We start from the raw sequence: 22,958 nt of genomic DNA on the forward strand, positions 1-22,958 counted from the left end.
TGCGACCGCACCCCTCTGTTTACCCTAGAGCAAGCGCGTCACTAGGCGACGAACTTCTCGAAGTACTTGATGGTGCGGACCATCTGGGAGGTGAAGGAGTTCTCGTTGTCGTACCAAGAGGTGACCTGGACGAGGCTCTGGCCGTTGCCGAGCGGGTTGACCATGGTCTGGGTGGCGTCGAACAGCGAGCCATAGGTCATGCCGACGATGTCGCGAGAGACGATCTGGTCCTCGTTGTAGCCGAAGGTCTCGGGGATCTTCTCGGAGTAGGCCTTCATCGCGGCGTTGACGCCCTCGACGGTGACCTCCTTGTCAACCACGGCATAGAGGTTGGTGAGGGAGCCGGTCGGCGTCGGGACGCGCTGGGCGGCACCGATGAGCTTGCCGTTGAGCTCAGGAAGGACCAGGCCGATGGCCTTGGCGGCACCGGTGGTGTTCGGGACGATGTTCTCCGCGCCGGCGCGGGAACGACGGAAGTTGCCCTTGCGCTGCGGGCCGTCGAGGATCATCTGGTCGCCGGTGTAGGCGTGGATGGTCGTCATGATGCCGGAGACGATGGGGGCGAAGTCGTTCAGGCCCTTGGCCATAGGAGCAAGGCAGTTGGTGGTGCAGGAGGCAGCGGAGATGATGTCATCGTCAGCGGTCAGCGTCTCGTGGTTGACGTTGTAGACGATGGTCTTGAGGTCGTTGCCTGCGGGGGCGGAGATGACGACCTTCTTGGCGCCAGCGTTCAGGTGAGCCTGAGACTTTGCCTTGGAGGTGTAGAAGCCGGTGCACTCGAGGACGACATCGACGCCGAGCTCGCCCCAAGGCAGGTTGTTGGCGTCAGCCTCCTTGTAAATCTTAATGGTCTTGCCGTCGACGGTAATGGAATCCTCACCGGCGGTAACCTCGTGGTCGCGAGAGTAGTTGCCCTGCGTAGAGTCATACTTCAGCAGGTATGCGAGCATCTCAGGGGAGGTGAGGTCGTTGATTGCGACGATCTCGGAGCCCTCGTGACCGAACATCTGACGGAAGGCCAGACGACCGATGCGGCCAAAGCCGTTGATTGCAACCTTAACTGCCATGCTTACTCCTTTCGCGAGGCCGCCCGAGGCCCTTCCCCGAGCCGACCAGCAAGAACTTGCACTGCCTTGCATTTTACCCACTTTTGTCCGTAACAAATTCGCAAAGACCCTCATCTGCGAAAAATGTCGGTAACAAACTGAGTTGTCCATGTATTTGTGGGCATATTTTCGGCGAACGGCATCAAAATCCCAGATGGACGAGAGGGGCTGGCATCCTCGACTTCGGCGAATGACTCCCGATTATTGGTCATTCGTACTCGCAGCCTCCTCGACCAGCCGTTGCAGACGAAGCACTCGATGATACATGGCGGACTTCGAGGAGACGGGGTTGCACCTCTTGCCCAAGGCCGCGAGCGACACCTCGGGGTTCTCCCTCCTGAGCAGGCAGAACTCCCTCAGTGCTGGCGGTAGCGCCCTGAGGCCAATCGTTCTCTCCGCCCGCGCGATGAGTTCCAGCTGCTCCGCGGCGGCTCCCGTCGAGCGAGCCTGGTTCGCGATCTCCGCGTTCACGCGGCGGTTCACGTCGTTCTTCAGCGACTTCACGCGCCGCACGTTGTTTATTGCCTGCGCAGTGCGGGTGGCGCCCATGGCACGCAGGAGCGTCTCTATCTCGTCGAAGCTCTTAAGGTAGATGGCGTAGCTACCCCGGCGCCTGTTCAGGCGCGCCTCGACGCCCAAATCCGCCATGATGCCCATGAGCTGCCGAGCGAACTCCTCCCCCGTCACCGCTATCTCGAGATGAAAGTCCCCGCGCGGGTCCGCGATGAAGCCGCCCGCCATGAACGCGCCGCGCACGTACGCCCGCTTGCAGCAGTCGCGCTCCACAAGGCGCGCGGGCACGCCGGGGGTGAGGCCGTGCCCGCGCTCCAGGATGCCCAGCCGTACCAGGTCATCCTCGAGCTCGTCCTGCTCCGGGATCTCTATCAGATAGTTGCGGGTCTTGTGCAGGTTGGAATGGCGCACGGTGAGCGGCGTCTCGAGCTCGAACAGCTCGTGCGTAAGCTTGATCATCGTGCGGGCCACGGCCCCGGTCTCCGTCGCGACGCGTATGGAGTATCGTCCGCTGCCGCGAAACGACAGCGTCCCGCACACGCGGGTTATCGCGGACAGCTGGGCGTACGCGCAGTAGGGGCACTCCCCCTCCACGCGCGACAGCTCGTCTTTGACCTGCGCGGTAAACGACATCTCTTTCCCATCCTCCCGGAGCGGCTACAGGCGCGGCGCCGCGCCCTTCTCGGCCAGCGCAAGGTCCCTGTGCGACAGCGTGACGTGGTAGCCCTGCCTCTGAAGGTAGTTTGCCGTGGTGTTCGCGATCACGACGCTGCGGTGCTGGCCTCCGGTGCAGCCGACGGCGATGGACAGCTGGGCCTTGCCCTCGGCGATGTAGCCGGGCATCACCACGTCGAGCAGGCCCTCCCACGCGGTAAGGAAGCGCTTCGTGACGTCGTTTCCCAGCACGAACTCGCGCACGGGGTCGTCGTTTCCCGTGAGGGTGCGCATGGTGGGATCGTAGAACGGGTTTGGCAGGAAGCGCACGTCGATCATGAGGTCCGCCTCCACCGGCATGCCGTGCTTGAACCCGAACGAGTACACGCTCACGTCCAGCAGCTGCTGGTCCGTCAGCTCCGAGAACGCGCGGCGTATCCGGTTGCGCAGCGTGGCCGGACGCATGCGCGACGTGTCGATCACCAGGTCGGCACGGTCGCGCACCACGGAGAGCTGCTCGCGCTCGCGGCCGATGGCGCTCTCCAGCGACTCGCCCGGCAGCGCGACGGGATGGCGGCGGCGCGTCTCCTTGTAGCGGCGGATGAGCACCTCGTCAGAGCAGTCCAGAAACAGCAGCTTAACGGTGAGCTCGTGCTCCCCCAGCTGGCGCAGCGCGTCGAACATCTCGTCGAACAGTCCCTGGCTGCGCAGGTCGCACGTGACCGCCAGGTGCCTGCCGACGCCGGAGTTGATGCCCACGACGTTCGCGATGTCCAGTATCAGCCGCGGCGGCAGGTTGTCGATGCAGTAGTACCCCATGTCCTCGAACACGTGCATCGCCTGCGTGCGGCCCGATCCGGACATGCCGGTGATGACCACGATGTCGGGCACGCGGTCCAACCGCGCGGCCTGCCTCATGCTCTGCGAGCGTTCCGTCACGTTACGACCCCTCCCCGCGCCGGTCGGCGCGTCGTCTGCTGGCGAGAAGAGCGCGCGGCCATGGCCGCAGGCGCTTCTCGCCCGTGCGCGGCACCTTGGCGGCACCGCTACCAAGAGCTTACCCCTCGGGCTGGACATCGTGCACGGCGGGACCCTGGCTCGCGTCCGACTCCCGGTCCGCGCCCTGCGTGCGGGCCGCCTCGTCCTCCCACGCGCGGAGCGTCTGCCATATGTCGCGCGCGACGGACTCCGGCACGCCCTTCACGGCGGCGATGTCCTCCACCGAGGCCGCACGCAGGCGCTTCATGGAGCCGAAGTGGCGCATGATGGCGCGGCGGCGCTTTGGGCCGACGCCTTCGACCTCGTCCAGGATCGACACGGACTGCGCCTTGGTGCGCAGCTCGCGGTGGAACGTGATCGCGAAGCGGTGGGACTCGTCGCGCACCTGCTTGATGAGGTAGAGTGACGCCGATCCGGACGGCAGCACCACCGGCGTGTCGTCCCACGGGACGAACACCTCCTCGTCCGACTTCGCGAGGCCGCAGACCGGGATGTCGAGCCCCAGCTCCTCGAGCTGCGTCATCGCGGCCGTGAGCTGCGGCTTGCCGCCGTCGACCACCAGAAGGTCCGGCGCGGCGGCCGCAAAGCGCGCATCCGCCATGCGCTCCGGGCTGTAGCGGCGGCCCAGGACCTCCTGCATGCTCACGAAGTCGTTCGCCTCGTCCAGATCCGCGCGGATCTTGAAGCGGCGGTACTGCGCCTTGTCCGGGCGACCGTTCGTGAACACGACCATGGACGCCACCGTGAACGCCCCGTGCAGCGTCGATATGTCGAAGCACTCTATGCGCATGGGCGGCGCGTCCAGGGCAAGGGCGCTCTCCAGTTGGAGAAGGGCCTGGTTCGTGCGGTCGTCCGCGTATCCCGTCCTCACCATGTACCGGTTGAGGGCGTGGTGGGCGTTCTTGGCCGCCATGTCCAGAAGGCGGCTCTTCTCGCCCCGCTGGGGGCGGTGTATGCGACAGACGCGGCCGCGCTTCTGCGTGAGCCACTCGCCCAGAAGCTCCGCGTCCGGCAGGTCGACGGCGAGGTCGACCTCCGCGGGGATGTCGGAGGTCTCGTCGTAGTAGCGCTTCAGGAAGCCGGCCTCCAGCTCCACCTCGTCCACGTCCATCCCCTTGTTAAGGACGAACTCGCTCGTGCGGATGGTGCGTCCCTCTCGCACCACGAACACGCAGGCGCAGCTGATGGTCTCCTCGCGGAAGAACCCAATCAGATCCAGGCTCACGCTGGAGGGGAACGTCACCTGCTGGCGGTCGTCCAGGCCGTTTATGACCTCCAGGCGGTGCTTGATGCGGCCGGCGCGCTCGAACTCGAGGTTCTGGGCGGCATCCCGCATCTGCCCCTCCAGCTCCTCCACGATCTGGCTGCGGCGGCCCGCCAGGAAGTTCTCCACCTGCCTCACGTGCGAGGCGTACTCCACCGTGTCGATGGCGCCGCAGCACGCACCGGGGCCTCGCCCGACGTGGTAGTCGAAGCACGGGCGACCGCGCTTCGCGAGCACCATGTTGGCCACGGCGACGTCGTCCGGGTGGCTTTGCAGATAGCGGCGGCAGCGCTTCCACTCCGCACACGTGGATATGCAGATGGGCACCGCCTTGCGCAGCGTGTCGATCGTCTCGCGCGCGGCGCGGGCGTCCGTGTACGGGCCAAAGTAGCGCGTGCCCTTGCGGTGGCGCTCGCGCGTGTACTTGATGGCCGGAAACGCATCGGACTCCGTGATCGCGATGTACGGATAGCTCTTGTCGTCCTTGAAGTCGACGTTGAAGTACGGGTGGTACTGCTCGATGAGGTTTCGCTCCAGCACGAGCGCCTCGTGCTCCGAGCCGAGGACCACGTAGTCGAAGCTGCGCACCACCTGCATCATGAGGGGGATCTTCGCGCGGTCGTCCGTCAGGTTCACGTACTGCAGCATGCGGCTGCGCAGGTTCTTCGCCTTGCCGACGTAGATGACCTCGCCCTTGCCGTCCTTCCACAGGTAGCAGCCCGGACTCGTGGGCACCTGGCTCACCTGCTCCGCTATGGAGGGAAGCCCCAGCGCCTCCGGGCGCGGGGACGCTCCCCCAAGGTCGGGCATGTGCGGCGCGGGGTCCTTCACAGACATGGGCGCACCACGCTAGAACGAGGTGTCCGTGGGCTCGGGATAGTACTTCGCGAACTTGCGGATCTGGTTCTTCTCGGTAAGCTCCACGTCCAGGCGGCGACGCAGGCCCCAGTCAGCGTCGTAGCGCTGCGGGTCGAACACCTTGCCGGCAGCCACGAGCGAGTTCACCTCGGCCAGCAGTGTCTCGTCGCGCACGTAGCGACGCAGAAGCGATATGGGGACCAGCGTGTAGAGGATGGTATCCGCCACGACGCGCGGCTCTTCTCCCCTGCCGTCCACCAGGTCGAGCGTGGCGACCTCCATGGGGTTCACGCCGCCGGCGAGGTTGTAGAACGAGTTGCGGCCGATCCTGGGGTTGCAGTCCAAAAACAGCTCGCGGCCGGTCTTGGGGTCGCGCTTGATGTCGAAGTTCGCGAAACCGCGGTATCCCGCGTCGGAAAGCATCGCGGCCGCCTTCTGCCACTGCTCCGGGTTCTGGCGCGTGATCATGGCGACGGGGTTGCCCAGCATCGCGGGCGCGTGGTCCTCAAGCAGAACCTGCGCGCCGCCAAGCATGAGGGGCTTGCCGTCGCGGCCGATGTAGATGGTGAGCGAGTCCATGTAGGTGTCGTCCCCGCCGATGAGCTCCTGCACCAGGAAGTCGCCCGCGAAGCCGGCGGCGCGAAGCTCCGCCCACAGCGCGTCCAGCTGCGACTGCTCCGTCATGTAGTAGACCTTCTTGAAACCCTGCACGATGAGGTGGTAGTAGTCGGCCGAGACCGCGGGCTTCGCCACCACGGGGAAGGCGATCTGCGTGGGCGCGATAAGATCCGTCCCCGCCAGGTGCACGACGTCCATGGCCGGCACGTCCAGCCCGTGCTCGCGGCAGAGCCTTGAGAACGTGGCCTTGTCGCACACGGCCTCGAACGCGTCGCGCGGCGGGCACAGGCACGTCACGTTCTTGGGCAGCTGGGCCGCGATGTCCTCCAAAAGCTCGATCAGCTGGTCGGTGTTGCCCACCAGAAGCACGCGCCTGCCCTCGCTTGCCTGCGCGATGGCGCTCACGGCCGGTACCACGTCCTTTGGCTCGAGGCTTGCCACCGTGCGCGGATCGATTATGCGCGAGTGCTCGATAGCGCCTATGAAGCCGGTGTTGAGCGCGATGGTACGCACGCCAAACGCCTGGTGGAACTCGCGGCAGAGCGCGTACGCGCCGATGTCGCCGCCGATGACGACGGGGACGATGTCGCTGCGGGTTGCATTGGGGCCAGTCTGCATAAGATCCTCCAGCTACTTACGCTTGCGGCCAAAGCGCGCAAGGATGGTGTTGACGGCGGCGGCCTCCGGCGCCTTCAGCGCGACGGCGAGGCCATACGTCACGAGCACGGCGGGCACGCCCGCGAAGACGCAATACAGGATGCTGCGGGACATGGAGCCAAGCCACGGACCCGCGAAGCGGTTCAGCAGGGCGAGAAGGACAACGGCCACGGCCGAGCCCGCCAGCCCAAAGACGATGGAACGTAAAAACGACGCGAACATGGAGCGAAGCCCGAGCGGGCCGAGCGTGCGGCGCAGGTTGAGGTAGGTCACCACGTCGATTGCGATGAAGAACAGCGTGGACGAGAAGGCCACGCCCGCAAGCCCCAGCACGCCCGTGAACGCGAAGCAGAACGCAATCTGCACCACGGCGGCCACGATGGACGCGATGGTCAGGAAGATCATCTTGCGAAGCGACGAGCAGATCTTCTGCAGGTACGTGCTGATGCCGTAGAACGGCAGCGCCGTGGCGAGCCAGCTGAGGTACAAGATCGTGTCCTTCAGGCCCGCGGAGTCGAACTTGCCGGCCGCGAGGATGGTGATGAGGCCGGGCGCGAACACCACGAGGAACATGGCGAACGGCACCAGCATGAACACGATGCGCTCCGTGCCAAAGCGCACGGCGCTCTTGAACGCCTCCATGTCACCGCCAGCCACGTAGTCGGAAAGCTCCGTGAACAGCGCGATGGTGATGGGGATGGCGAACACGGAGTATGGGAGCATGTACCACAGGCGCGCGTAGTACGCGATGGAGGCGCCGGCCGCGGTTATCTGCAGTGCGGACGACGTCTGCACGGCGACCGTCGGGAACGACACCACGGTGAGCACGAGCGTGGGCACGCCGATGGAGAGCGTCTCCTTAAGTGCGGGATCGTGCAGGTCTATGTGGAAGCGCAGGTGGATGTTGTGCCGCCTGATGGAAGGCAGCTGCACCAACACCTGCACGAGCACGCCGAGCGGGTTGCCGATGGCGAGCGCGAGCACCGCAAGCGACTTGTTGGTAGGCACGAGCAGCGCGTAGATCAAAAACGACGCCGTGCACACGATGTTGTTGAAGATGGGCGCCGCGTTGGACCACAGGTAGTCTCGCTCCGCGTTCAGCACGCCGGAAACCAGCGAATCCAGTGCGTACAGCACGACCTCCACCACGAAGAACCTGAACAGGTATGCGGAGAGGTCCGCGTCGAAGTCGGCGTTTGCCGAGAAGGACTGCGTCCATATGATGAAGCCCGCGAATATCCACGACAGGACCGTGACCACGAGCAGGATGACCGTGACGATCGAAATGAGGTTCGACGCGTACTCGTCCGCGCCGCGCCTGCCAAGCCGCTTCTTGACGGACATGTACACCGGCAGGAACGCCGTCATGATCATGCCGCCCATGACGAGCTCATACAGCTGGTTCGGCAGGTTGTTCGCCACGGTGTAGCAGCTCGCGAGCGCCGTGACGCCCAGCGCGTACGCCTGGCCCCACGTGCGGAAGAAGCCCGTGATGCGGCTGATGATGACGAGCACGCTCATGAGCGCGGCACTGCGCCCGACGGCGGCCTGTGTCGCGGCCTCGTCCTGCGCGGTCGCGGTGCCAGGCTCCTCCGGATCCTCCACGGCCACGACGGAGTCCGCCGCGACGACCGGGTCCGCGGCGGAGATGCGCTCGAGCCGCGTCGTGACGGCGGCGGAGCCCCCACGCATGTGGCGGGCGGGCTCCGCGAAGCCGACTGTGCTCACGTGCGGGTCGCCCTGGCTGGTGCGAAGATGCTTAGCCATGCGGGGCCTACCTATCGGACTCTGCTGCGCCCTCCGCGGGGGAAAGCTCGCGGAAGAAGCAGCTCCTGTGGCCCGTGTGGCAGGCGGGACCCGGCGAGTCCACCTCGACGAGCAGGGTGTCCGCGTCGCAATCGACGAGCACCCGCTTGACCTGCTGCACGTTTCCGCTGGTCGCACCCTTGTTCCACAGCTCCTGGCGGCTGCGCGACCAGAACCACGTCGTCCCGGTCTTGAGCGTGAGGGCGAGCGACTCCTCGCTCATCCACGCGACCATGAGGACCTCGCCCGTATCGTGCTGCTGCACGACGGCGGGAACGAGGCCGCGCTCGTCGAAGCGCACGGCGACGTCGCCGAGCGGGACGAGCACGCTCTTCTCGCCTGCGTACGTGTGCTGGCAGTTGCCTTCCTGCGATGCGGACATGGAGCCTCCCTAGCCGCGAACCTTGTTGAGAATCTTCTTGCCGGCAAGGAGCGACTTGTAGAACGTGGCCCTGACGGGCAGGTCGCGGTCGGGCGAGACGTGCCTGACCTCCTTGCTGAACTTGGTCTTGAACGTGTTGAGGGTCATGAGGTCCGGGAACTCCTCCGAGCCTATGCCCATCTGGTCGTAGTCGACGCAGCCCATCTTGCCGAGCGCGCAGCACTCGAAGAAGATGAGCCCGTCCGTGGCGAGCGCGCGCTCCTTGCCCGAGCGGCTGGCGCCGTAGTAGCGCACGGCGTGACGGCCGGATATGGTGGCCATGGTCCACGTGATGACGCGGCCGTCCACCCTGCCCGCGAAGACGCGGCAGTGCTCGGGGCCAAGGCAACGGATCGTGTTCTCGTAGTCGTCGATCGGCGCGGGGACGAAGCCGTCGCGCTCGCTGGTCTCGACCATGACGTCGTAGTACTCCGAGAAGGACTTCGCGGCGAGCTCGGTCTCGTCCGCGTAGGTGGCGGGCGTCTCGCGCAGCGCCTTGCGCACGTCCCTGCGGCCGCGGCCCTTCATGCGCGCGAGGATGTCGTCCTCGGACCCCGTGATGTCAATCACGACGGTCGTGTCGTACGGCTTCATGGAGAGTGTTGGGTGGCTCACGTCGAGCTCGTGCTCGATGGCAAGGCGCACGAACACGATCTTGCGATCGCGGGCGGAGACGAAGTCGCGCAGGGCCACCATGGCCTCGCGCTCTTCCTCCTCTGTCAGCTCGCGCGCCCAGACGGGCCCGTGGTGAGAGCGGAGGTAGTGGTATCCGTGCGTCTCGTAGTCGGTGAAGGCCACGACGCCCAGCGTTTCTCCCTCGTCGCCCTGTATGGCGGCGCAGCCCCAGAACGTGCGCCCCGGGACGGTCTCCTCGTAGCTCGCCCACTCTGGGGTCTGCTCTATGGGAAGCTCGATGCCAAGGCGGTCTGCCTCGGCCACGAGCTGGTCAAACGTGAGTTCCTTAGCTTGCATGCATTCTCCAGCCGCTTGCAGCCCAAACTTCTTGCATCAAGCCATTTTAAGATGCGGCAGGCGACGGGACGGCAAATGCGCCGTAGCTTCATAAGTGTTGCGCCAGAAACGGCGTATGGAATATGCGGCCTCTGGCGCACCGACGCCACGCTAGAAGTCCAGGCGCACGGGGATGCCCTGGCTGGCCATGTACTCCTTCACCTGACGGATGGTGTAGGTACCGAAGTGGAACACGCTTGCCGCAAGCACGGCGTCCGCCTCGCCGTCGATGATGCCCTCGGCGAAGTGCTCGAGCTTCCCGACTCCGCCGGATGCGATCACGGGAATGGGCACCGCGCGAGCCACGGCACGCGTGAGGGGTATGTCGAATCCGTCCTTGGTTCCGTCGCGGTCCATGCTGGTGAGGAGAATCTCACCGGCACCGCGACGCGCGGCCTCCTCCGCCCACGCGACGGCATCGATGCCCGTGGGCTTGCGCCCCCCGGCGGTGTACACTTCCCACTTGTCGCCCTTGCCCTCGACGTGGCGGGCGTCTATCGCCACGACGACCGCCTGGCTTCCGAAGGCGGACGCCGCGGCCGTGATGAGCCCCGGGTCGCGCACTGCGGCCGAGTTGACGGACACCTTGTCCGCACCGGCGGATATCATCGTCCTCATGCCCGCAACGTCACGGAAGCCGCCGCCCACCGTGTAGGGGATGCGGAGCTGCTCGGCGGCGCGAGACGCAAGCTCGACGGTGGTGGACCTGTCGTCCGACGTGGCCGTGATGTCCAGAAACACGACCTCGTCCGCACCCTCCAGGTCGTAGGTGCTCGCGAGCTCGACCGGGTCGCCCGCGTCGCGCAGGCTCACGAAGTTGACACCCTTGACGACACGGCCGTCCTTCACGTCCAGGCATGGGATGACGCGCTTGGTAAGCATGTGCGAATCTCCTCTCAGTCTCGACGCCCAGCGGCGGCGAGCGCATCTTCGAGCGTGAAGCTCCCCTCGTACAGGGCGCGACCCGTGATGGCGCCCTCTATCACGTCGGAGCCAAGGGCCGCAAGCGCGCGGATGTCATCGAGGGTCGCGATGCCGCCCGACGCGACGACGGGAAAGCCCGCAACCCTGGCGATGTGCCTGTAGGCGTCGACATCGACCCCCGTCTGCATGCCGTCACGAGATATGTCCGTGAATACGAGGTGCCGGTAGCCGAGGTCTGCGAGATGGGCGACGAGCGTGTCCGCCGCGATTCCCTCCCCGTCGCGCCAGCCGTCCACGCGGACCTCGCCGTCGCGTGCCGCTACGTCCGCGACCACGTGCTCGGGGAACAGGCGCGCCGCCTCTCCCGCGAACTCCGGGTCGCGCACGAGCGCCGTACCGATGGCGATGCGCCTCGCGCCGGCGTCCACTAGTCTGCGCACGGCATTCATGTCGCGCACGCCGCCGCCCGTGTCGACGTCTATCACGCCCAGGGAGCAGATGTCCGCGATGGCCCGATGGTTCTTCTCGACCGCCTCCGCGTCCTCGCGAAACGCCGAGGAGAGGTCCACGACATGCACCCATCTGGCTCCACGCGCGGCAAAGTCCCTTGCGACCGCAACCGGATCGGTCGAGTACACGTCCATCTGCGAGCGGTCACCACGCCGGAGACGGACGACCTGTCCCGCGACGAGATCTATGGCAGGAAAGAGAATCATGCGCTAGCCCCTGACGATGTCGACGAAGTTCTGCAGGATCTTGAGGCCGGCACGCGAGGACTTCTCCGGATGGAACTGTACGCCGAATACGTTGTCCTTCCAGATTGCCGACGTGAAGGAACGCGTGTAGTGCGTCCGCATGATGACGTCCCTCACGTCCACGTCGTCCGCGAGCGCGTAGGAATGCGTGAAGTAGAAGTTCGCGCCCTCCGGAACGTCCACCAGAAGCGGGCAGACCCGGCCGTTCTGGGTGAGGTATGCCTGGTCCCATCCCACGTGCGGAACCTTCAGCTTCGTCGACTCGAGACGCGTGACCGAGCCTTCGAGCACACCGAGGCCCGGAACCCACTCGCCGCCGAAGGACGAGTTCTGGGCATGCTCCGTCCCACGCTCGAACAGGAGCTGGAGGCCCAGACAGATGCCAAGGAACGGAACCCCGTTCCCAATGGCGGCTACGACCGCGTCTGCCTGGCCCGTACTCCTCATGTACGCGAGCGCATCCTCGAAGCTGCCCACGCCGGGCAGGATGATGCCGCGAGACCCGCGGATGTCGGACGGGTCGTCCGAGACGTACGCGGACCCACCCGCGGCACCGAGCCCCCTGACGACGCTCTGGAGGTTTCCCTTGTGGTAGTCGACGACGACAATGTCTCCCGTGATCATCACAGGCTCCCCTTCGTTGACGGAACGCCGTGCACGCGCGGGTCGATCTCGACGGCCGCGCGAATGGCGCGCGCAACTGCCTTGAACGCGCACTCGAGGATGTGATGCGCGTTTTCGCCTGCAATCTCCCTCACGTGAAGGGTGATGCCCGCATCGCGCGCGAACCCCTGGAAGAACTCGTGGCCGAGCTCGGTATCGAACGTGCCGACCTTCTGCGCGGCTATGGGAACGTCCCAGTACAGCTCTCCGCGGCCGCTCACGTCTATCGCCGCAAGCACCAGCGCCTCGTCCATGGGGACCGTCACGTCCGAGAAGCGCGTGATGCCGCTCTTGTCGCCTAGCGCCTGGGCAAGGGCCTGACCAAGCACGATGCCCACGTCCTCGACCGTGTGATGGTCGTCGACCCACGTGTCGCCGGTCGCGTGGACCGTGAGGTCACAGAGCGAATGCCTCCCGAGGGCGCTTAGCATGTGGTCAAAGAAGCCCACTCCCGTGGAGATGTCGCACGCACCCGTTCCGTCCAGGTCAAGCGTCACCGTGATGTCCGTCTCCCCCGTCTTGCGGGTGACGGTGGCCGATCTTGCCATGCTATTCCCCCTTCAGAAGTTGTCGCAGCGCATCGAGAAGAGCGTCGTTCTCGTCTGGCATCCCCACGGTGATGCGCAGGCAGTCCCTTAGCCCTGGCGCGGACGAGAAGTCGCGTACGAGAATGGAGAACTCGTCGCGCAGGCGGTTGCGCACCACATGGGCGTCGGGCATCCTGACGAGCAGGAAATTCGCCGCACTCGGCCATACCGTCACGCCAAGGTCCTCCATGGTGGCAAGCTCGTCCAGCAGGCGATCGCGCTCCGACGCAATGCTCGCAATCGTCGGCCCGAATGACTTGCGGTTCTTCACCGCGGCAAGCCCAGCGGCCTGAGAGAACACGTTCACGGAGTATGGCTGCCTCACCGCCGCAAGGGCATTCACGACGGACGGGCTCGCCAGCACGTAGCCTATGCGCCCTCCCGCGAGGCAGAATGCCTTCGACAGCGTGTGCAAGACCGCAAGGTTGTCGTACTCCGCAAGGAGCGGCTCCGCCGAAGACCCGTCCGGCGCGAACTCCATGTATGCCTCGTCCAACAGGACTATGCCAGGACATGCCTCGCACAACCTTCGCGTCTGCTCGATGGGAAAGAGGTTTCCCGTCGGGTTGTTCGGAGACGTCACCACAACGATGCTCGCGCGGGAGGCCGCCTCCGCCAATGCGTCCGCATCGCACTCGAACGTGTCGGGGTTGCGCGGGACGTCCACGACCGTCGTCTCGACGAGCTCCGCGTACAGGCGGTACACCGAGAACGTGGGCTCGCAGCTCACGAGCACGTGGTCACGCCCGCCAAAAGCGAGGAAGAGGTTGAACAGCAGCTCGTCGCCGCCATTTCCAACGATCACGTGATCTTCCCCGACGCCATGCCAGCGGGCGAGCTCGGATCTGAGCTCGTTCGAGAGGGGCTGCGGATAGCGGTTCGTCACCGCGTCGCATAGCCCCCTGTCGACGGCCGCCTTGACCTCCGGCGGCATGCCGTATGTGTTCTCGTTCGCCGAGAGGTTTATCCTCACCTGAGAGAACGCCGGATCATACGGCTCAAGCGCCGCGGCCGACGGCCTCATGACGGCACGAATCCTGTCTGAGATGCCTTGGGGCACGATGCTCCTCCTCACGTCCCATGTTTCTGCCGCCTCGCAGCCTAGTCCCTGCCGCCTTCAAGGTTGGGGACGCCCGGCTCCTCAAGCTTACGCGGCCACGCGGTCGCCATCGCATCCGCACACGCGGCGGTAACGTCAGAGAAACGCTCCGTTTTCTCTTCGAGCAACTTACGACGCATTCCGACGGAAAGGGCGTGGGCCCACAGGCCCTCCGCCTGGGCAAGCGCCTGCACCGCCGGGCCATCCGCCGCAAGTCCCTGGGGCGTGTACGAGATGACGCTCGAACGCTTCTGGAAGTCGTAGACACCAAGGGGATTCGAGAAGACCGCAGTGCCGCCGGTCGGAAGCGTGTGGTTTGGCCCGGCGACATAGTCTCCCAGCGGCTCCGACGACCAGGGTCCCACGAATATCGCACCCGCATTCTGGATGCGACCGAGGAGGTCGAACGCCTGCGCGCAGTGAAGTTCCAGGTGCTCCGGCGCAATCAGGTTTACCGCGTCGATCGCCGCGTCGAGGCTATCGGTACTGACGACGAGGCCGTGTTCGAGCGAGGCTCGCGTGATCTTCTCGCGCGGGCTCTGTCCTGCCAGGATGTCAATGGCCGCCTCGACCTCCTCCGCAAGCGAAGGGGCATCGGTAACCAGGTAGCACGTGGCAAGAGGATCGTGCTCCGCCTGTGCCATGAGGTCCGCCGCAACGACGGCCGGTTCCGCGGTTGCGTCCGCGAGCACGCAGACCTCAGAGGGGCCTGCGACCATGTCGATACCCACGTCGCCGGAGACGTAGCGCTTCGCCGCCGCAACGTAGGCGTTGCCGGGTCCCACGATCTTAGCGACCTTCGGGATGGACTCGGTGCCGTAGGCAACAGCGCCTATCGCCTGTGCGCCTCCCACGGCATACACCTCGTCGACGCCGGCGACTGCCGCCGCCGCAAGCGTGTACGCCGAAAGCGAACCGTCCCTCTGGGGCGGGGTGACCATGATCACGCGCGGGACGCCCGCAACCTTTGCCGGCACGGTATCCATGAGCACCGTAGACGGATACTGCGCGCGGCCGCCGGGAACGTACACCGCGACAGAGGGAACCGGCGTCACCTTTACGCCGAGGATGGTGCCGTCCTCCCTCGTCGTGAACCACGACTGCTCGCGCTCACGCTCGTGGAAGTCGCGAATCTGACGATAGGCGCGTTTGAGGGACTCGAGGAACTCGGGGTCGACCATGTCAAGCGCGCCTTTAACGACCTCGTCGGGGACGCGGAAGCTCTTGGGGCATGCGCCATCGAACTTCAAGCAGAAGTCGCGGACCGCAGCATCCTTCCCCTCCCGGACTGCGTCTACAATCTGCTGGGCGGAGTCCATGATCTCCTTTGGCAGTGCGCCCTGACGCATGAGATCTTTCTGCTGAAGCCTCTGCTCGCCGGAAAGCGTTACGTTTCTCATGGCATTCTCCTTAGTGGTCTGCCGCAACGACCTGGGCGAGCCTTGCCGCGAGGTCGCGGATGCGAGTGTCGTAGCGATATGCCGCCGGTCCCGAGAAGAACCGCGCGGTGCAGTTCATAACCTCGTCCACAATGACGAGGTCATTCTCGGCAAGAGTTGTTCCCGTCGCCGTGATGTCCACGATTCGGTCGGTCATGCCGACGATAGGACCAAGCTCGATGTTGCCATGCAGCTGCACGATATCGACCTGCTGGCCGATGCGGTCGTAGTAGCTCTGGGTGATCCTGGGATACTTCGTAGCCACGCGGACCGTGCCGCGCCAGCTGTACGCATCCTCCGCGGCACCGGCCTTGGACCTCGGCTCCGCCACGACGAAGCGGCAGCCACCGCATCGCAGGTCCACGAGCTGGATGAGGTCATGGTTCGCCTCGAATATGGAGTCATAGCCGCAGATGCCACAATCGGCGCCACCATGCGCCACGAAGGCGGGCGCGTCTTGCGCTCGGACAATGACGTACTCGTAGTCACCTTCGCGAACGATGAGCTTGCGCCCCAGGTCGCGAAGGCTATCCGTGGGCAGGCCAGCCGACTCCAACACGCGCACCGCGTCCTTGAAGAGCGAGCCCTTCGGCACGGCAATCCTCAACGGCCTCTCCGACAGGCTCACATCCGAGCTTACGACGCCGCTCTCGCCCTGCTCACCCAGAATCTCCTGCAGACGCTCGAGGGAGAGGGCGAAGCCGCAGGATGCCACGTTCGGCCTGCCGAAGTTCGCGAGCACCGCATCATAGCGGCCACCGGAAGCGATCGAGGCGGTAATGCCCTCGGCGTAGCCCTTGAAGATGATGCCCGTATAGTAGTCGAAGGAGTTCGCGATCGAGAAGTCGAAGGTGAGGCGCCCTTCTTCGACGAGGTCCGCAAGCGACGAGACGAGCGCACGCAGCTCGCTCGTTCCCCGGTCGGCCACTGGTATGCCGGCTGCGTCGAGAAGCACGTCGGCCTCCTCGATTACGCTCGAATCGCCAGCAAGGCGGGGAATCCTCCTCAGCGCCTCTCGAACGGACGGGTCGAGCTCGGTCGAGTCGACGAGCTCGTCCAGGCTCACGAGATCGGACTCGTGAGCGAGCCTTAGCGCCCTATCCTCGAACTCACTCGAAGGGGACCGACGAGCAAGCAGCGCCTTCAGGGGCAAGACGGAACCGCAAACGATGCGCCAGGCTGGCGCCTCCAGCGCATCGAGCGTCTCGGCAAGCAGAGAGACAACCTCGGTCTCGGGAAGGGTGCCTCCACCATCCGCGCCGAAATACTCGACGCCAAGCTGGGTGAACTGACGCGGCTGTCCCTTGAGCGTCGACTCCTCGCGCACGACCGGAGCAGCGTAGCGCAGGCGGAGCGGAAGGTCGTCCGCGCTGGTCCTGGCGGAAACCATGCGAGCTATGGGAAGCGTAAGGTCAGGCCTCACCATGAGGAGGCTGCCGTCACCATCGAAGAGCTGGAATGGAGAGTCCTGGAGCTTGCCTCCAAGCGAGAGCAGGTTCCTGTCCTCTATAAGGGGCGTCTCGACCGGCAGGTACCCATGACGCGAGAAGCACTCGCGCACCGTACCAGTGATGCGCTCTCGCGCGAGCGCCTCCGTAGGTAGAATGTCCCTAAAGCCACGTGGGGTCACTGCCGACATCGTCCCGTTCCTCTCGCCCGCGCGGCCCGACTCTACGCCTGTGCCGCATGGCAGAAATAGAATGCCTGACTTGAAGTGCGAGTACTTTATCACACTAAAGTGAACCTAGGTGATGCCAAAGAAAACGGTAACGCCCGTGAAACGTATTGCGTTAGAGTGATCCAACGGCCTGCGAGGACCTCGAAAGGGCCGCTATGCCGTCGCTGGAGTGCGGGTGATGTCTGCGAACGTAGCCCCGAGGAACTCTGCGAGACTCACCGGATTAAGTGTGAGCGACAGGCCCCTGCGCCCACCGGAGATGCCAATCTCGTCGAAAAGCTGTGCGGTCTCGTCGATGAGGGTCGGGAACTGCTTCTTCATGCCGACGGGCGTGCACCCACCCCTGACGTAGCCCGTAAGCGGCTCGAGGTCCTTGATGGCAATCAGGGCAAGGGACTTCTCCCCAGCTACGGCTGCCGCCTTCTTGAAGTCCAGCTCCTCCGCGACCGGAATGCAGCACACGACGTGGTCGCCCGAGGGAGCCACGCATACAAGGGTCTTAAACTGGCTGTCGGGATCCTCCCCCGCCTCCTGCGCCATACGGAGGCCGAGGCCACGGGAGATGTCATCCTCTTCCTGCTCGTGCCACTCGTATGCGATGCCGCCCCTCTCGAGTTCGCGCATCGCGTTTGTCTTCTGGACCTTATCCTTCTTGGACATCGCATCAAGCCCCTCTATTTTGCCAGCATCTGCCCACCAGAACGTGTTTTCTACTTTGCCGCAGAGCGAGCCGCCCTCTTGTCGCGGAGAGCCATCCGCCCCCTGTCTCTTTCCACGATTGGTTTGAGGTAGCGGCCGGTGTACGACTCCTCGCAGGCGCATACCTTCTCAGGCGTGCCGTAGCAGACGATGGTGCCGCCACCCGAGCCGCCTTCGGGCCCAAGGTCGATCAGACGGTCGGCAACCTTAATCACGTCGAGGTTATGCTCGATTACGAGAACGGTGTTGCCGGCATCAACCAGCTTCTGAAGCACCTCGATGAGCATGCGAACGTCCTCGAAGTGAAGGCCGGTGGTCGGCTCGTCCAGGATGTAGAACGTCTTGCCCGTCTGCTGGCGGTGTAGCTCCTTTGCCAGCTTGACGCGCTGGGCCTCGCCACCGGAGAGCGTGGTCGCAGGCTGTCCCAGGTGTATGTATCCCAGACCTACGTCGTAGAGCGTCTGCAGCTTTCGCTTGATGCGCGGGATGTTGGTGAAGAACGTCAGCGCCTCGGTCACCGTCATGTCAAGAACGTCCGCTATCGTCTTGCCGTGGTAGGTGACCTCGAGGGTCTCCCTGTTGTAGCGCTTGCCGTGACAGACCTCGCACGGCACGTAGATGTCCGGCAGGAAGTTCATCTCGATCTTTATCTGGCCGTCGCCCTTGCACGCCTCGCAGCGGCCACCGGGCACGTTGAAGCTGAACCGACCCGCAGAGTAGCCGCGGGCACGGGACTCGGGAGTGGAGGCGAAGAGCGCGCGCAGGTCGTCCCAGAGGCCGATGTATGTCGCGGGGTTCGATCGTGGCGTGCGGCCGATGGGGCTCTGGTCGATGTCGATCACCTTGTCGACGAGCGGCTTGCCGTCCTCGTCCAAGAGGCCGTCGATGCGCTTGTAAGGTCCGCACACGCGCTTCGCGTGCATGATCTGGTTCGCGAGGACCGGCGCGATGGTATCCGTCACGAGCGAGGACTTGCCTGAGCCCGAGACCCCCGTCACCACCGTGAGCGTGCCGTACTCCACCTTTGCGGACACACTCTTGAGGTTGTTTGCTGTGCAACCAAAGATCTTGAAGGCGCCGCGGCGTGGGTTCCTGCGCTTCTCCGGAAGCTCTATCATGCGCTTGCCGGTAAGATACGCCCCCGTGAGCGAGTCAGGGTTCGCCATGATCTCCTCCGGCGTGCCGGCGGCGACCACGTCTCCACCCAGCTCGCCAGCACCAGGACCCATGTCAATCACATAGTCCGCCGCACGAATGGTGTCCTCGTCGTGCTCGACCACGATTACCGTGTTGCCCATGTCGCGCAGGCTCTTGAGCGTCGCGATCAGACGGTCGTTGTCGCGCTGGTGCAGACCAATGGACGGCTCGTCCAGGATGTACAGCACACCCATGAGACCCGCGCCAATCTGCGTCGCAAGGCGGATGCGCTGCGCCTCGCCACCGGATAGCGTCGCCGCGGCACGGCTGAGCGTGAGGTAGTCCAGGCCGACATTCACCATGAACCTCAGGCGCGCAACGATCTCCTTGACGATGGGCGCTCCGATGAGGTGCTGACGCTCCGTCAGCTGCAGGCCCTCGAAAAACGAGAGGCACTCACGACAGGACATGTCGCAGACCTGCTGGATGTTCTTCTCGCCCACCGTAACCGCAAGGTACTCTGGCTTGAGCCTCGCGCCGTGGCACGTGGGGCACGGGACCTCGCGGATGTACTTGTCGAGGTGGTTGCGCGTGGTCTCGGACGTGGTCTCCTGGTACTTCTCGAACAGGATCGACCGCACGCCGGAGAACTTCGTGAACCAGAAGGTGTCGCGGCCGTCCCGTGTGTGGTAGTCCACGCGGATCTTCGTGGAGCCAAGTCCGTCGAGGATGGCCGTGCGCGTCTTCTTCTTGAGGTCCTGCCACGGGGTCTTGGGGTCCTCGCCCAGGTGCTTGAGCACGGCCTCGAAGATCTGCGGATAGTAGTTGGAGCGGCCAAACAGGTCGCCAAAGACGCCCTCGCCCACCGGCACCGTCGGGTCCTCGATGAGGTCCTCCGCGTCCACGATGCGCCTTGTGCCAAGGCCGTCACAGTCCGGACAGGCGCCATACGGCGCGTTGAAGCTGAAGTCGCGAGGTTGGAGGTCGTCGATGGAGTGGCCGTGCTCGGGGCATGCGAGCGCGAGCGAGTACTGCAGCAGCTCGCCCTGCGCGCCTTCGGGCTCGTCACGGCCGGGCAGCAGGTAGAAGCTCACGCGGCCGGAGGCGAGCTTCGTCGCCTGCTCCACGCCCTCCGCGATGCGGCCGAGCGAGTTCTCGCGGATGACGATGCGGTCGACCACGACCTCGATGGAGTGCTTGTACTTCTTGTCGAGCTTGATGTCCTCGTCCAGCTCGCGGACCTCGCCGTCGACGCGCACGCGGCTGAAGCCCTCGTGGCGCAGGTCCTCGAACAGCTTCTGGTACTCGCCCTTGCGGCCGAGCACGACCGGCGCGAGCACGTACGCGCGCCTGCCCTGGCCCGCCTCGAGCACCTTGTCCGCAATCTGGTCAGTCGTCTGGCGGCTGATGGGCCTACCGCACTCCGGGCAGTGCGGGACGCCGATGCGCGCATACAAAAGACGCAGGTAGTCGTATATCTCCGTCACCGTGCCCACCGTGGAGCGCGGGTTGCGGCTCGTCGTCTTCTGGTCGATTGAGACCGCGGGCGACAGGCCGTCGATGGAGTCGAGGTCCGGCTTGTCCATCTGTCCCAGGAACATGCGCGCGTAGCTGCTGAGGGACTCGACGTAGCGGCGCTGGCCCTCCGCGTAGATGGTGTCGAAGGCGAGGCTCGACTTGCCGGAGCCCGAGAGTCCCGTGATGACCACCAGCTTGTCACGCGGGATGTTCACGTCTATGTCGCGCAGGTTATGCTCGCGGGCGCCCTTGATGACGATGGAGTCTGATGCCATGGAAACCTCTTCGACCGCATCCGTTACGTTCTTCTCGCTCATTAGTGTAGCCAAGCCTACCCCATAGGGGACGGCTCTAGACGCCTTGGCACCAATTTCATAGAACAAATGTTTGCATTCGTTCGGGCGCGTTCGCCGGGCGAGAAGAGCTTCGAGCTCAGGGACGCGGACGACCTCCTGAGGTCGTCCGACCGGCTGGTGCTCCCGGGCGGCGAGTCGACCGTGCAGGGCAAGCTCCTTTGCGAGCTGGGGATGCTCGACCCCATCCGCGAGCGCATACGCGACGGCATGCCCGTGCTGGGCACGTGCGCGGGGCTCATCCTGCTCGCAAAAACGCCTCGAGGCGCATGACGACAGGCACACCCCGCGCCTCGAGACGCTGGACGTGACGGTGGAGAGCAACTCGTACGGGCGCCAGCTCGGGAGCTTCCACACTACGGGAGAGGTGGCCGGCGTTGGCGGCGACGTGCCGATGACGTTCATCCACGCGCCAAAGATCACGCGTGTGGGCAAGGGGGTCAATATTCTCGCCCGCGTGGTCCAAAGCCCCGTGGTCATGCGGCAGGGCGCCCGGCTCGTCGTCGCGTTCCATCCGGAGCTCGACGTCGACCCGAGGATGCACCGACTGTTCCTCTCGCTGTAGGCGGGCAGGCCGCGCTCAGCGGGCGTCGTACAGGAGCGCCACCCCAAGCACGACGCCGGCCACAAGCGCGTACAGAGGCACGACGCCTGCGAGCGCGGCCGTCTGGTACATGCAAAGCAGGGCGGGCAGGAACGTCTGCCTCAGACCCTCGACCGGCGGCAACGACAGCACGAACATGCCCATGGGCGCCGCCGCAAGCACGGCCGCCGCAACGCGCAGCCCCCGCGGCACGGGCGACAAGGTAGCGGCATCCTCCCTGTGGCCGCGCACGAGCGTCGCTAAAATGCCAACCGCACCCGCCACGGCATAGGTCGCCCCGACCGTCGCCACCGCAACCCAGAACGCCGCCGCAAGCGCACTCCCGCTCGCAGCGGACGTCAGGGTCGCGTAGAGCTCGTAGCCCATTCCGAACTCGCCGTACAGGTTCGCCCTCGCGAGCACGACGACCAGCGCCCCAAGCACGAGCGCGGCGATGCTCCGCGACCTTGCGCCATCTTTCCTTGCGGTCGCCTTTTGGACCGAAGCGTTTCCTCTCATGTCACTACCCCCCCCGCACCAGCGGGAATCGCAATGCCGGACGGAAACCTGATACGTACATTCTACCTGCAGAGAGGCCCCGCCATCATCCCTCGCGAACACACCATAGGCCCGCTCCCCGAGCGGTGGATATTGGGTGACGGACGGCCTGCGCCTATAATTGCCCGTACATGTTGGGCAAGCTCTAAACTGAAACCAGTCCCGACGGCGCCCGTGCGCGGCCGTCGATATTCGCACAGGAGAGGTGACACATGGCAGAGAACGACATCGACAGGGATGCCATCAAGGACGAGGTCGACCAGATCTTCGGCAACCGCCCCAAGCACGAGGGGCCCGAGCTGTACCAGGTGAACGACCAGTCCAGCATCAAGCACGTGATTGGCGTGATCTCCGGCAAGGGCGGCGTCGGCAAGTCGCTCGTGACCGGCATCCTCGCGACCGAGCTCGCACGCAAGGGCCACAAGGTCGGCATCCTGGACGCCGACATCACCGGCCCGTCCATCCCCAAGATGTTCGGCCTTTCCGGCCTGCACGTCTTCGGGCAGGGCGACAAGATCATCCCCGCCCAGTCCAAGGGTGGCATCAAGATCATGAGCACCAACCTCGTCCTCGAAAATGAGAACGACCCCGTGCTCTGGCGCGGCCCCATGCTCATGGGTGCACTCAAGCAGTTCTACGAGGATACGCTCTGGGGCGACATCGACTACCTGCTCGTCGACATGCCCCCGGGAACTGGCGACGTCGCGCTCACCGTCTTCCAGTCGCTGCCCATCGAGGGCGTCGTGATCGTAAGCTCCCCGCAGGACCTGGTCCAGGTCATAGTCGGCAAGGCCGTCAAGATGGCAGCCATGATGAACGTCCCCGTCCTCGGCGTGGTCGAGAACATGAGCTACATGGAGTGCCCCGAGTGCGGCCACAAGCTCGAGCCCTTCGGCCCCTCCCACCTGCAAGAGATCGTGGACGAGTTCAAGGTTGCCGACCTCGGTCGCATCCCCATCGACCCCAAGGTCGCCGCAAGCTGCGATGCCGGCACGTTCGAGTCCGAGCTCCCCGAGGGCCTCATCCCCGAGGCGGTCTCCGCGGTGGAGGCATAGCTC

The 22,958-nt window shown here is 65.0% G+C and carries 21 protein-coding genes; 3 read left to right on the forward strand and 18 right to left on the reverse strand.

The annotated features are described in order from the left end of the window. Positions 1–41 precede the first annotated feature (41 nt). The 17 genes from gap to uvrA form a co-directional block, all read right to left on the reverse strand. The gene (gap, locus tag BLT96_RS06125; protein ID WP_090862606.1) at positions 42–1,067 is read right to left on the reverse strand and encodes a type I glyceraldehyde-3-phosphate dehydrogenase; all 1,026 of its coding nucleotides are present in this window, start codon (positions 1,065–1,067) and stop codon (positions 42–44) included. A gap of 240 nt (positions 1,068–1,307) precedes the next feature. Beyond that, positions 1,308–2,252, reverse strand: coding sequence for a DNA-binding protein WhiA (whiA, locus tag BLT96_RS06130; RefSeq protein WP_090862609.1), 945 nt, complete (start codon positions 2,250–2,252; stop codon positions 1,308–1,310). A 24-nt stretch (positions 2,253–2,276) separates the two neighbouring features. Then, on the reverse strand, positions 2,277–3,191 hold the full coding sequence (rapZ, locus tag BLT96_RS06135) for an RNase adapter RapZ (protein ID WP_090864242.1): 915 nt from the start codon (positions 3,189–3,191) through the stop codon (positions 2,277–2,279). 139 nt (positions 3,192–3,330) lie between these two features. After that, positions 3,331–5,346 carry an excinuclease ABC subunit UvrC gene (uvrC, locus tag BLT96_RS06140; RefSeq protein ID WP_245719342.1) on the reverse strand — a complete coding sequence of 672 codons (2,016 nt, stop codon included), beginning with the start codon at positions 5,344–5,346 and terminating at the stop codon, positions 3,331–3,333. 39 nt (positions 5,347–5,385) lie between these two features. Continuing rightward, the gene (locus tag BLT96_RS06145; protein WP_090862616.1) at positions 5,386–6,630 is read right to left on the reverse strand and encodes a carboxylate--amine ligase; all 1,245 of its coding nucleotides are present in this window, start codon (positions 6,628–6,630) and stop codon (positions 5,386–5,388) included. Between the two features lie 12 nt (positions 6,631–6,642). Beyond that, a complete protein-coding gene (gene murJ / locus BLT96_RS06150; RefSeq protein ID WP_090862619.1) occupies positions 6,643–8,436 on the reverse strand; it encodes a murein biosynthesis integral membrane protein MurJ in 1,794 nt (597 codons plus the stop codon). A gap of 7 nt (positions 8,437–8,443) precedes the next feature. Then, positions 8,444–8,857, reverse strand: a complete 414-nt coding sequence (hisI, locus tag BLT96_RS06155; RefSeq protein WP_090846711.1) for a phosphoribosyl-AMP cyclohydrolase — start codon at positions 8,855–8,857, stop codon at positions 8,444–8,446. Positions 8,858–8,866: 9 nt separating this feature from the next. Beyond that, entirely contained in the window at positions 8,867–9,868 is a 1,002-nt protein-coding gene (locus tag BLT96_RS06160) for a lipid II:glycine glycyltransferase FemX (RefSeq protein WP_090862622.1), read from the reverse strand. 150 nt (positions 9,869–10,018) lie between these two features. Then, positions 10,019–10,789 (reverse strand): imidazole glycerol phosphate synthase subunit HisF, encoded by a 771-nt coding sequence (gene hisF, locus BLT96_RS06165; protein ID WP_090862625.1) that lies wholly within the window; start codon positions 10,787–10,789, stop codon positions 10,019–10,021. A 14-nt stretch (positions 10,790–10,803) separates the two neighbouring features. Beyond that, positions 10,804–11,547 (reverse strand): 1-(5-phosphoribosyl)-5-[(5-phosphoribosylamino)methylideneamino]imidazole-4-carboxamide isomerase, encoded by a 744-nt coding sequence (locus tag BLT96_RS06170; protein WP_090862628.1) that lies wholly within the window; start codon positions 11,545–11,547, stop codon positions 10,804–10,806. A 3-nt stretch (positions 11,548–11,550) separates the two neighbouring features. Beyond that, positions 11,551–12,210: an imidazole glycerol phosphate synthase subunit HisH gene (gene hisH, locus BLT96_RS06175; RefSeq protein WP_090862631.1), complete on the reverse strand. Its 660-nt coding sequence runs from the start codon at positions 12,208–12,210 to the stop codon at positions 11,551–11,553. Next, entirely contained in the window at positions 12,210–12,797 is a 588-nt protein-coding gene (gene hisB, locus BLT96_RS06180; protein ID WP_090846722.1) for an imidazoleglycerol-phosphate dehydratase HisB, read from the reverse strand. Before hisB ends, hisH begins: the two co-directional genes overlap by 1 nt. A 1-nt stretch (position 12,798) precedes the next feature. Beyond that, on the reverse strand, positions 12,799–13,896 hold the full coding sequence (gene hisC, locus BLT96_RS06185; RefSeq protein WP_090862634.1) for a histidinol-phosphate transaminase: 1,098 nt from the start codon (positions 13,894–13,896) through the stop codon (positions 12,799–12,801). Positions 13,897–13,937: 41 nt separating this feature from the next. After that, a complete protein-coding gene (gene hisD / locus BLT96_RS06190; RefSeq protein ID WP_172824994.1) occupies positions 13,938–15,335 on the reverse strand; it encodes a histidinol dehydrogenase in 1,398 nt (465 codons plus the stop codon). A gap of 10 nt (positions 15,336–15,345) precedes the next feature. Then, entirely contained in the window at positions 15,346–17,013 is a 1,668-nt protein-coding gene (hisG, locus tag BLT96_RS06195) for an ATP phosphoribosyltransferase (protein WP_090862640.1), read from the reverse strand. A 192-nt stretch (positions 17,014–17,205) separates the two neighbouring features. Further along, the gene (gene ybaK, locus BLT96_RS06200; protein WP_090862643.1) at positions 17,206–17,712 is read right to left on the reverse strand and encodes a Cys-tRNA(Pro) deacylase; all 507 of its coding nucleotides are present in this window, start codon (positions 17,710–17,712) and stop codon (positions 17,206–17,208) included. A gap of 50 nt (positions 17,713–17,762) precedes the next feature. After that, positions 17,763–20,681: an excinuclease ABC subunit UvrA gene (gene uvrA, locus BLT96_RS06205; RefSeq protein ID WP_090864243.1), complete on the reverse strand. Its 2,919-nt coding sequence runs from the start codon at positions 20,679–20,681 to the stop codon at positions 17,763–17,765. 108 nt (positions 20,682–20,789) lie between these two features. On the opposite strand from uvrA, the gene BLT96_RS10885 reads away from it, so the two are divergent. Then, positions 20,790–21,032 (forward strand): type 1 glutamine amidotransferase family protein, encoded by a 243-nt coding sequence (locus BLT96_RS10885; RefSeq protein WP_197674330.1) that lies wholly within the window; start codon positions 20,790–20,792, stop codon positions 21,030–21,032. Positions 21,033–21,066: 34 nt separating this feature from the next. After that, complete coding sequence (locus tag BLT96_RS10890) at positions 21,067–21,324, forward strand: type 1 glutamine amidotransferase family protein (RefSeq protein WP_197674331.1); 258 nt, start codon at positions 21,067–21,069, stop codon at positions 21,322–21,324. A gap of 15 nt (positions 21,325–21,339) precedes the next feature. On the opposite strand, the gene BLT96_RS06215 is transcribed toward BLT96_RS10890, so the two are convergent. Next, positions 21,340–21,861 carry a hypothetical protein gene (locus tag BLT96_RS06215; RefSeq protein WP_090862646.1) on the reverse strand — a complete coding sequence of 174 codons (522 nt, stop codon included), beginning with the start codon at positions 21,859–21,861 and terminating at the stop codon, positions 21,340–21,342. Positions 21,862–22,112: 251 nt separating this feature from the next. Here BLT96_RS06215 and BLT96_RS06220 point away from each other — a divergent pair, with 251 nt between their 5' ends. Further along, positions 22,113–22,955, forward strand: a complete 843-nt coding sequence (locus tag BLT96_RS06220; RefSeq protein ID WP_090862651.1) for an Mrp/NBP35 family ATP-binding protein — start codon at positions 22,113–22,115, stop codon at positions 22,953–22,955. Positions 22,956–22,958: the final 3 nt, after the last annotated feature.

Origin of the sequence: Parafannyhessea umbonata (assembly GCF_900105025.1) — a bacterium.
GTDB lineage: Bacteria > Actinomycetota > Coriobacteriia > Coriobacteriales > Atopobiaceae > Parafannyhessea > Parafannyhessea umbonata.

Excerpts from the sequence above, each read along its gene's own strand:
- BLT96_RS10885 (WP_197674330.1), top strand. The coding sequence starts at position 20,790 with ATGTTTGCATTCGTTCGGGCGCGTTCGCCGGGCGAGAAGAGCTTCGAG.
- BLT96_RS06160 (WP_090862622.1), bottom strand. The coding sequence starts at position 9,868 with ATGCAAGCTAAGGAACTCACGTTTGACCAGCTCGTGGCCGAGGCAGAC.
- uvrC (WP_245719342.1), bottom strand. The coding sequence starts at position 5,346 with ATGCCCGACCTTGGGGGAGCGTCCCCGCGCCCGGAGGCGCTGGGGCTT.
- hisH (WP_090862631.1), bottom strand. The coding sequence starts at position 12,210 with ATGATCACGGGAGACATTGTCGTCGTCGACTACCACAAGGGAAACCTC.
- BLT96_RS06145 (WP_090862616.1), bottom strand. The coding sequence starts at position 6,630 with ATGCAGACTGGCCCCAATGCAACCCGCAGCGACATCGTCCCCGTCGTC.
- hisI (WP_090846711.1), bottom strand. The coding sequence starts at position 8,857 with ATGTCCGCATCGCAGGAAGGCAACTGCCAGCACACGTACGCAGGCGAG.
- ybaK (WP_090862643.1), bottom strand. The coding sequence starts at position 17,712 with ATGTCCAAGAAGGATAAGGTCCAGAAGACAAACGCGATGCGCGAACTC.
- murJ (WP_090862619.1), bottom strand. The coding sequence starts at position 8,436 with ATGGCTAAGCATCTTCGCACCAGCCAGGGCGACCCGCACGTGAGCACA.
- BLT96_RS06215 (WP_090862646.1), bottom strand. The coding sequence starts at position 21,861 with ATGAGAGGAAACGCTTCGGTCCAAAAGGCGACCGCAAGGAAAGATGGC.
- BLT96_RS06170 (WP_090862628.1), bottom strand. The coding sequence starts at position 11,547 with ATGATTCTCTTTCCTGCCATAGATCTCGTCGCGGGACAGGTCGTCCGT.
- hisB (WP_090846722.1), bottom strand. The coding sequence starts at position 12,797 with ATGGCAAGATCGGCCACCGTCACCCGCAAGACGGGGGAGACGGACATC.
- gap (WP_090862606.1), bottom strand. The coding sequence starts at position 1,067 with ATGGCAGTTAAGGTTGCAATCAACGGCTTTGGCCGCATCGGTCGTCTG.
- uvrA (WP_090864243.1), bottom strand. The coding sequence starts at position 20,681 with ATGGCATCAGACTCCATCGTCATCAAGGGCGCCCGCGAGCATAACCTG.
- hisD (WP_172824994.1), bottom strand. The coding sequence starts at position 15,335 with ATGAGAAACGTAACGCTTTCCGGCGAGCAGAGGCTTCAGCAGAAAGAT.
- rapZ (WP_090864242.1), bottom strand. The coding sequence starts at position 3,191 with ATGAGGCAGGCCGCGCGGTTGGACCGCGTGCCCGACATCGTGGTCATC.
- BLT96_RS06220 (WP_090862651.1), top strand. The coding sequence starts at position 22,113 with ATGGCAGAGAACGACATCGACAGGGATGCCATCAAGGACGAGGTCGAC.
- hisF (WP_090862625.1), bottom strand. The coding sequence starts at position 10,789 with ATGCTTACCAAGCGCGTCATCCCATGCCTGGACGTGAAGGACGGCCGT.
- hisG (WP_090862640.1), bottom strand. The coding sequence starts at position 17,013 with ATGTCGGCAGTGACCCCACGTGGCTTTAGGGACATTCTACCTACGGAG.
- whiA (WP_090862609.1), bottom strand. The coding sequence starts at position 2,252 with ATGTCGTTTACCGCGCAGGTCAAAGACGAGCTGTCGCGCGTGGAGGGG.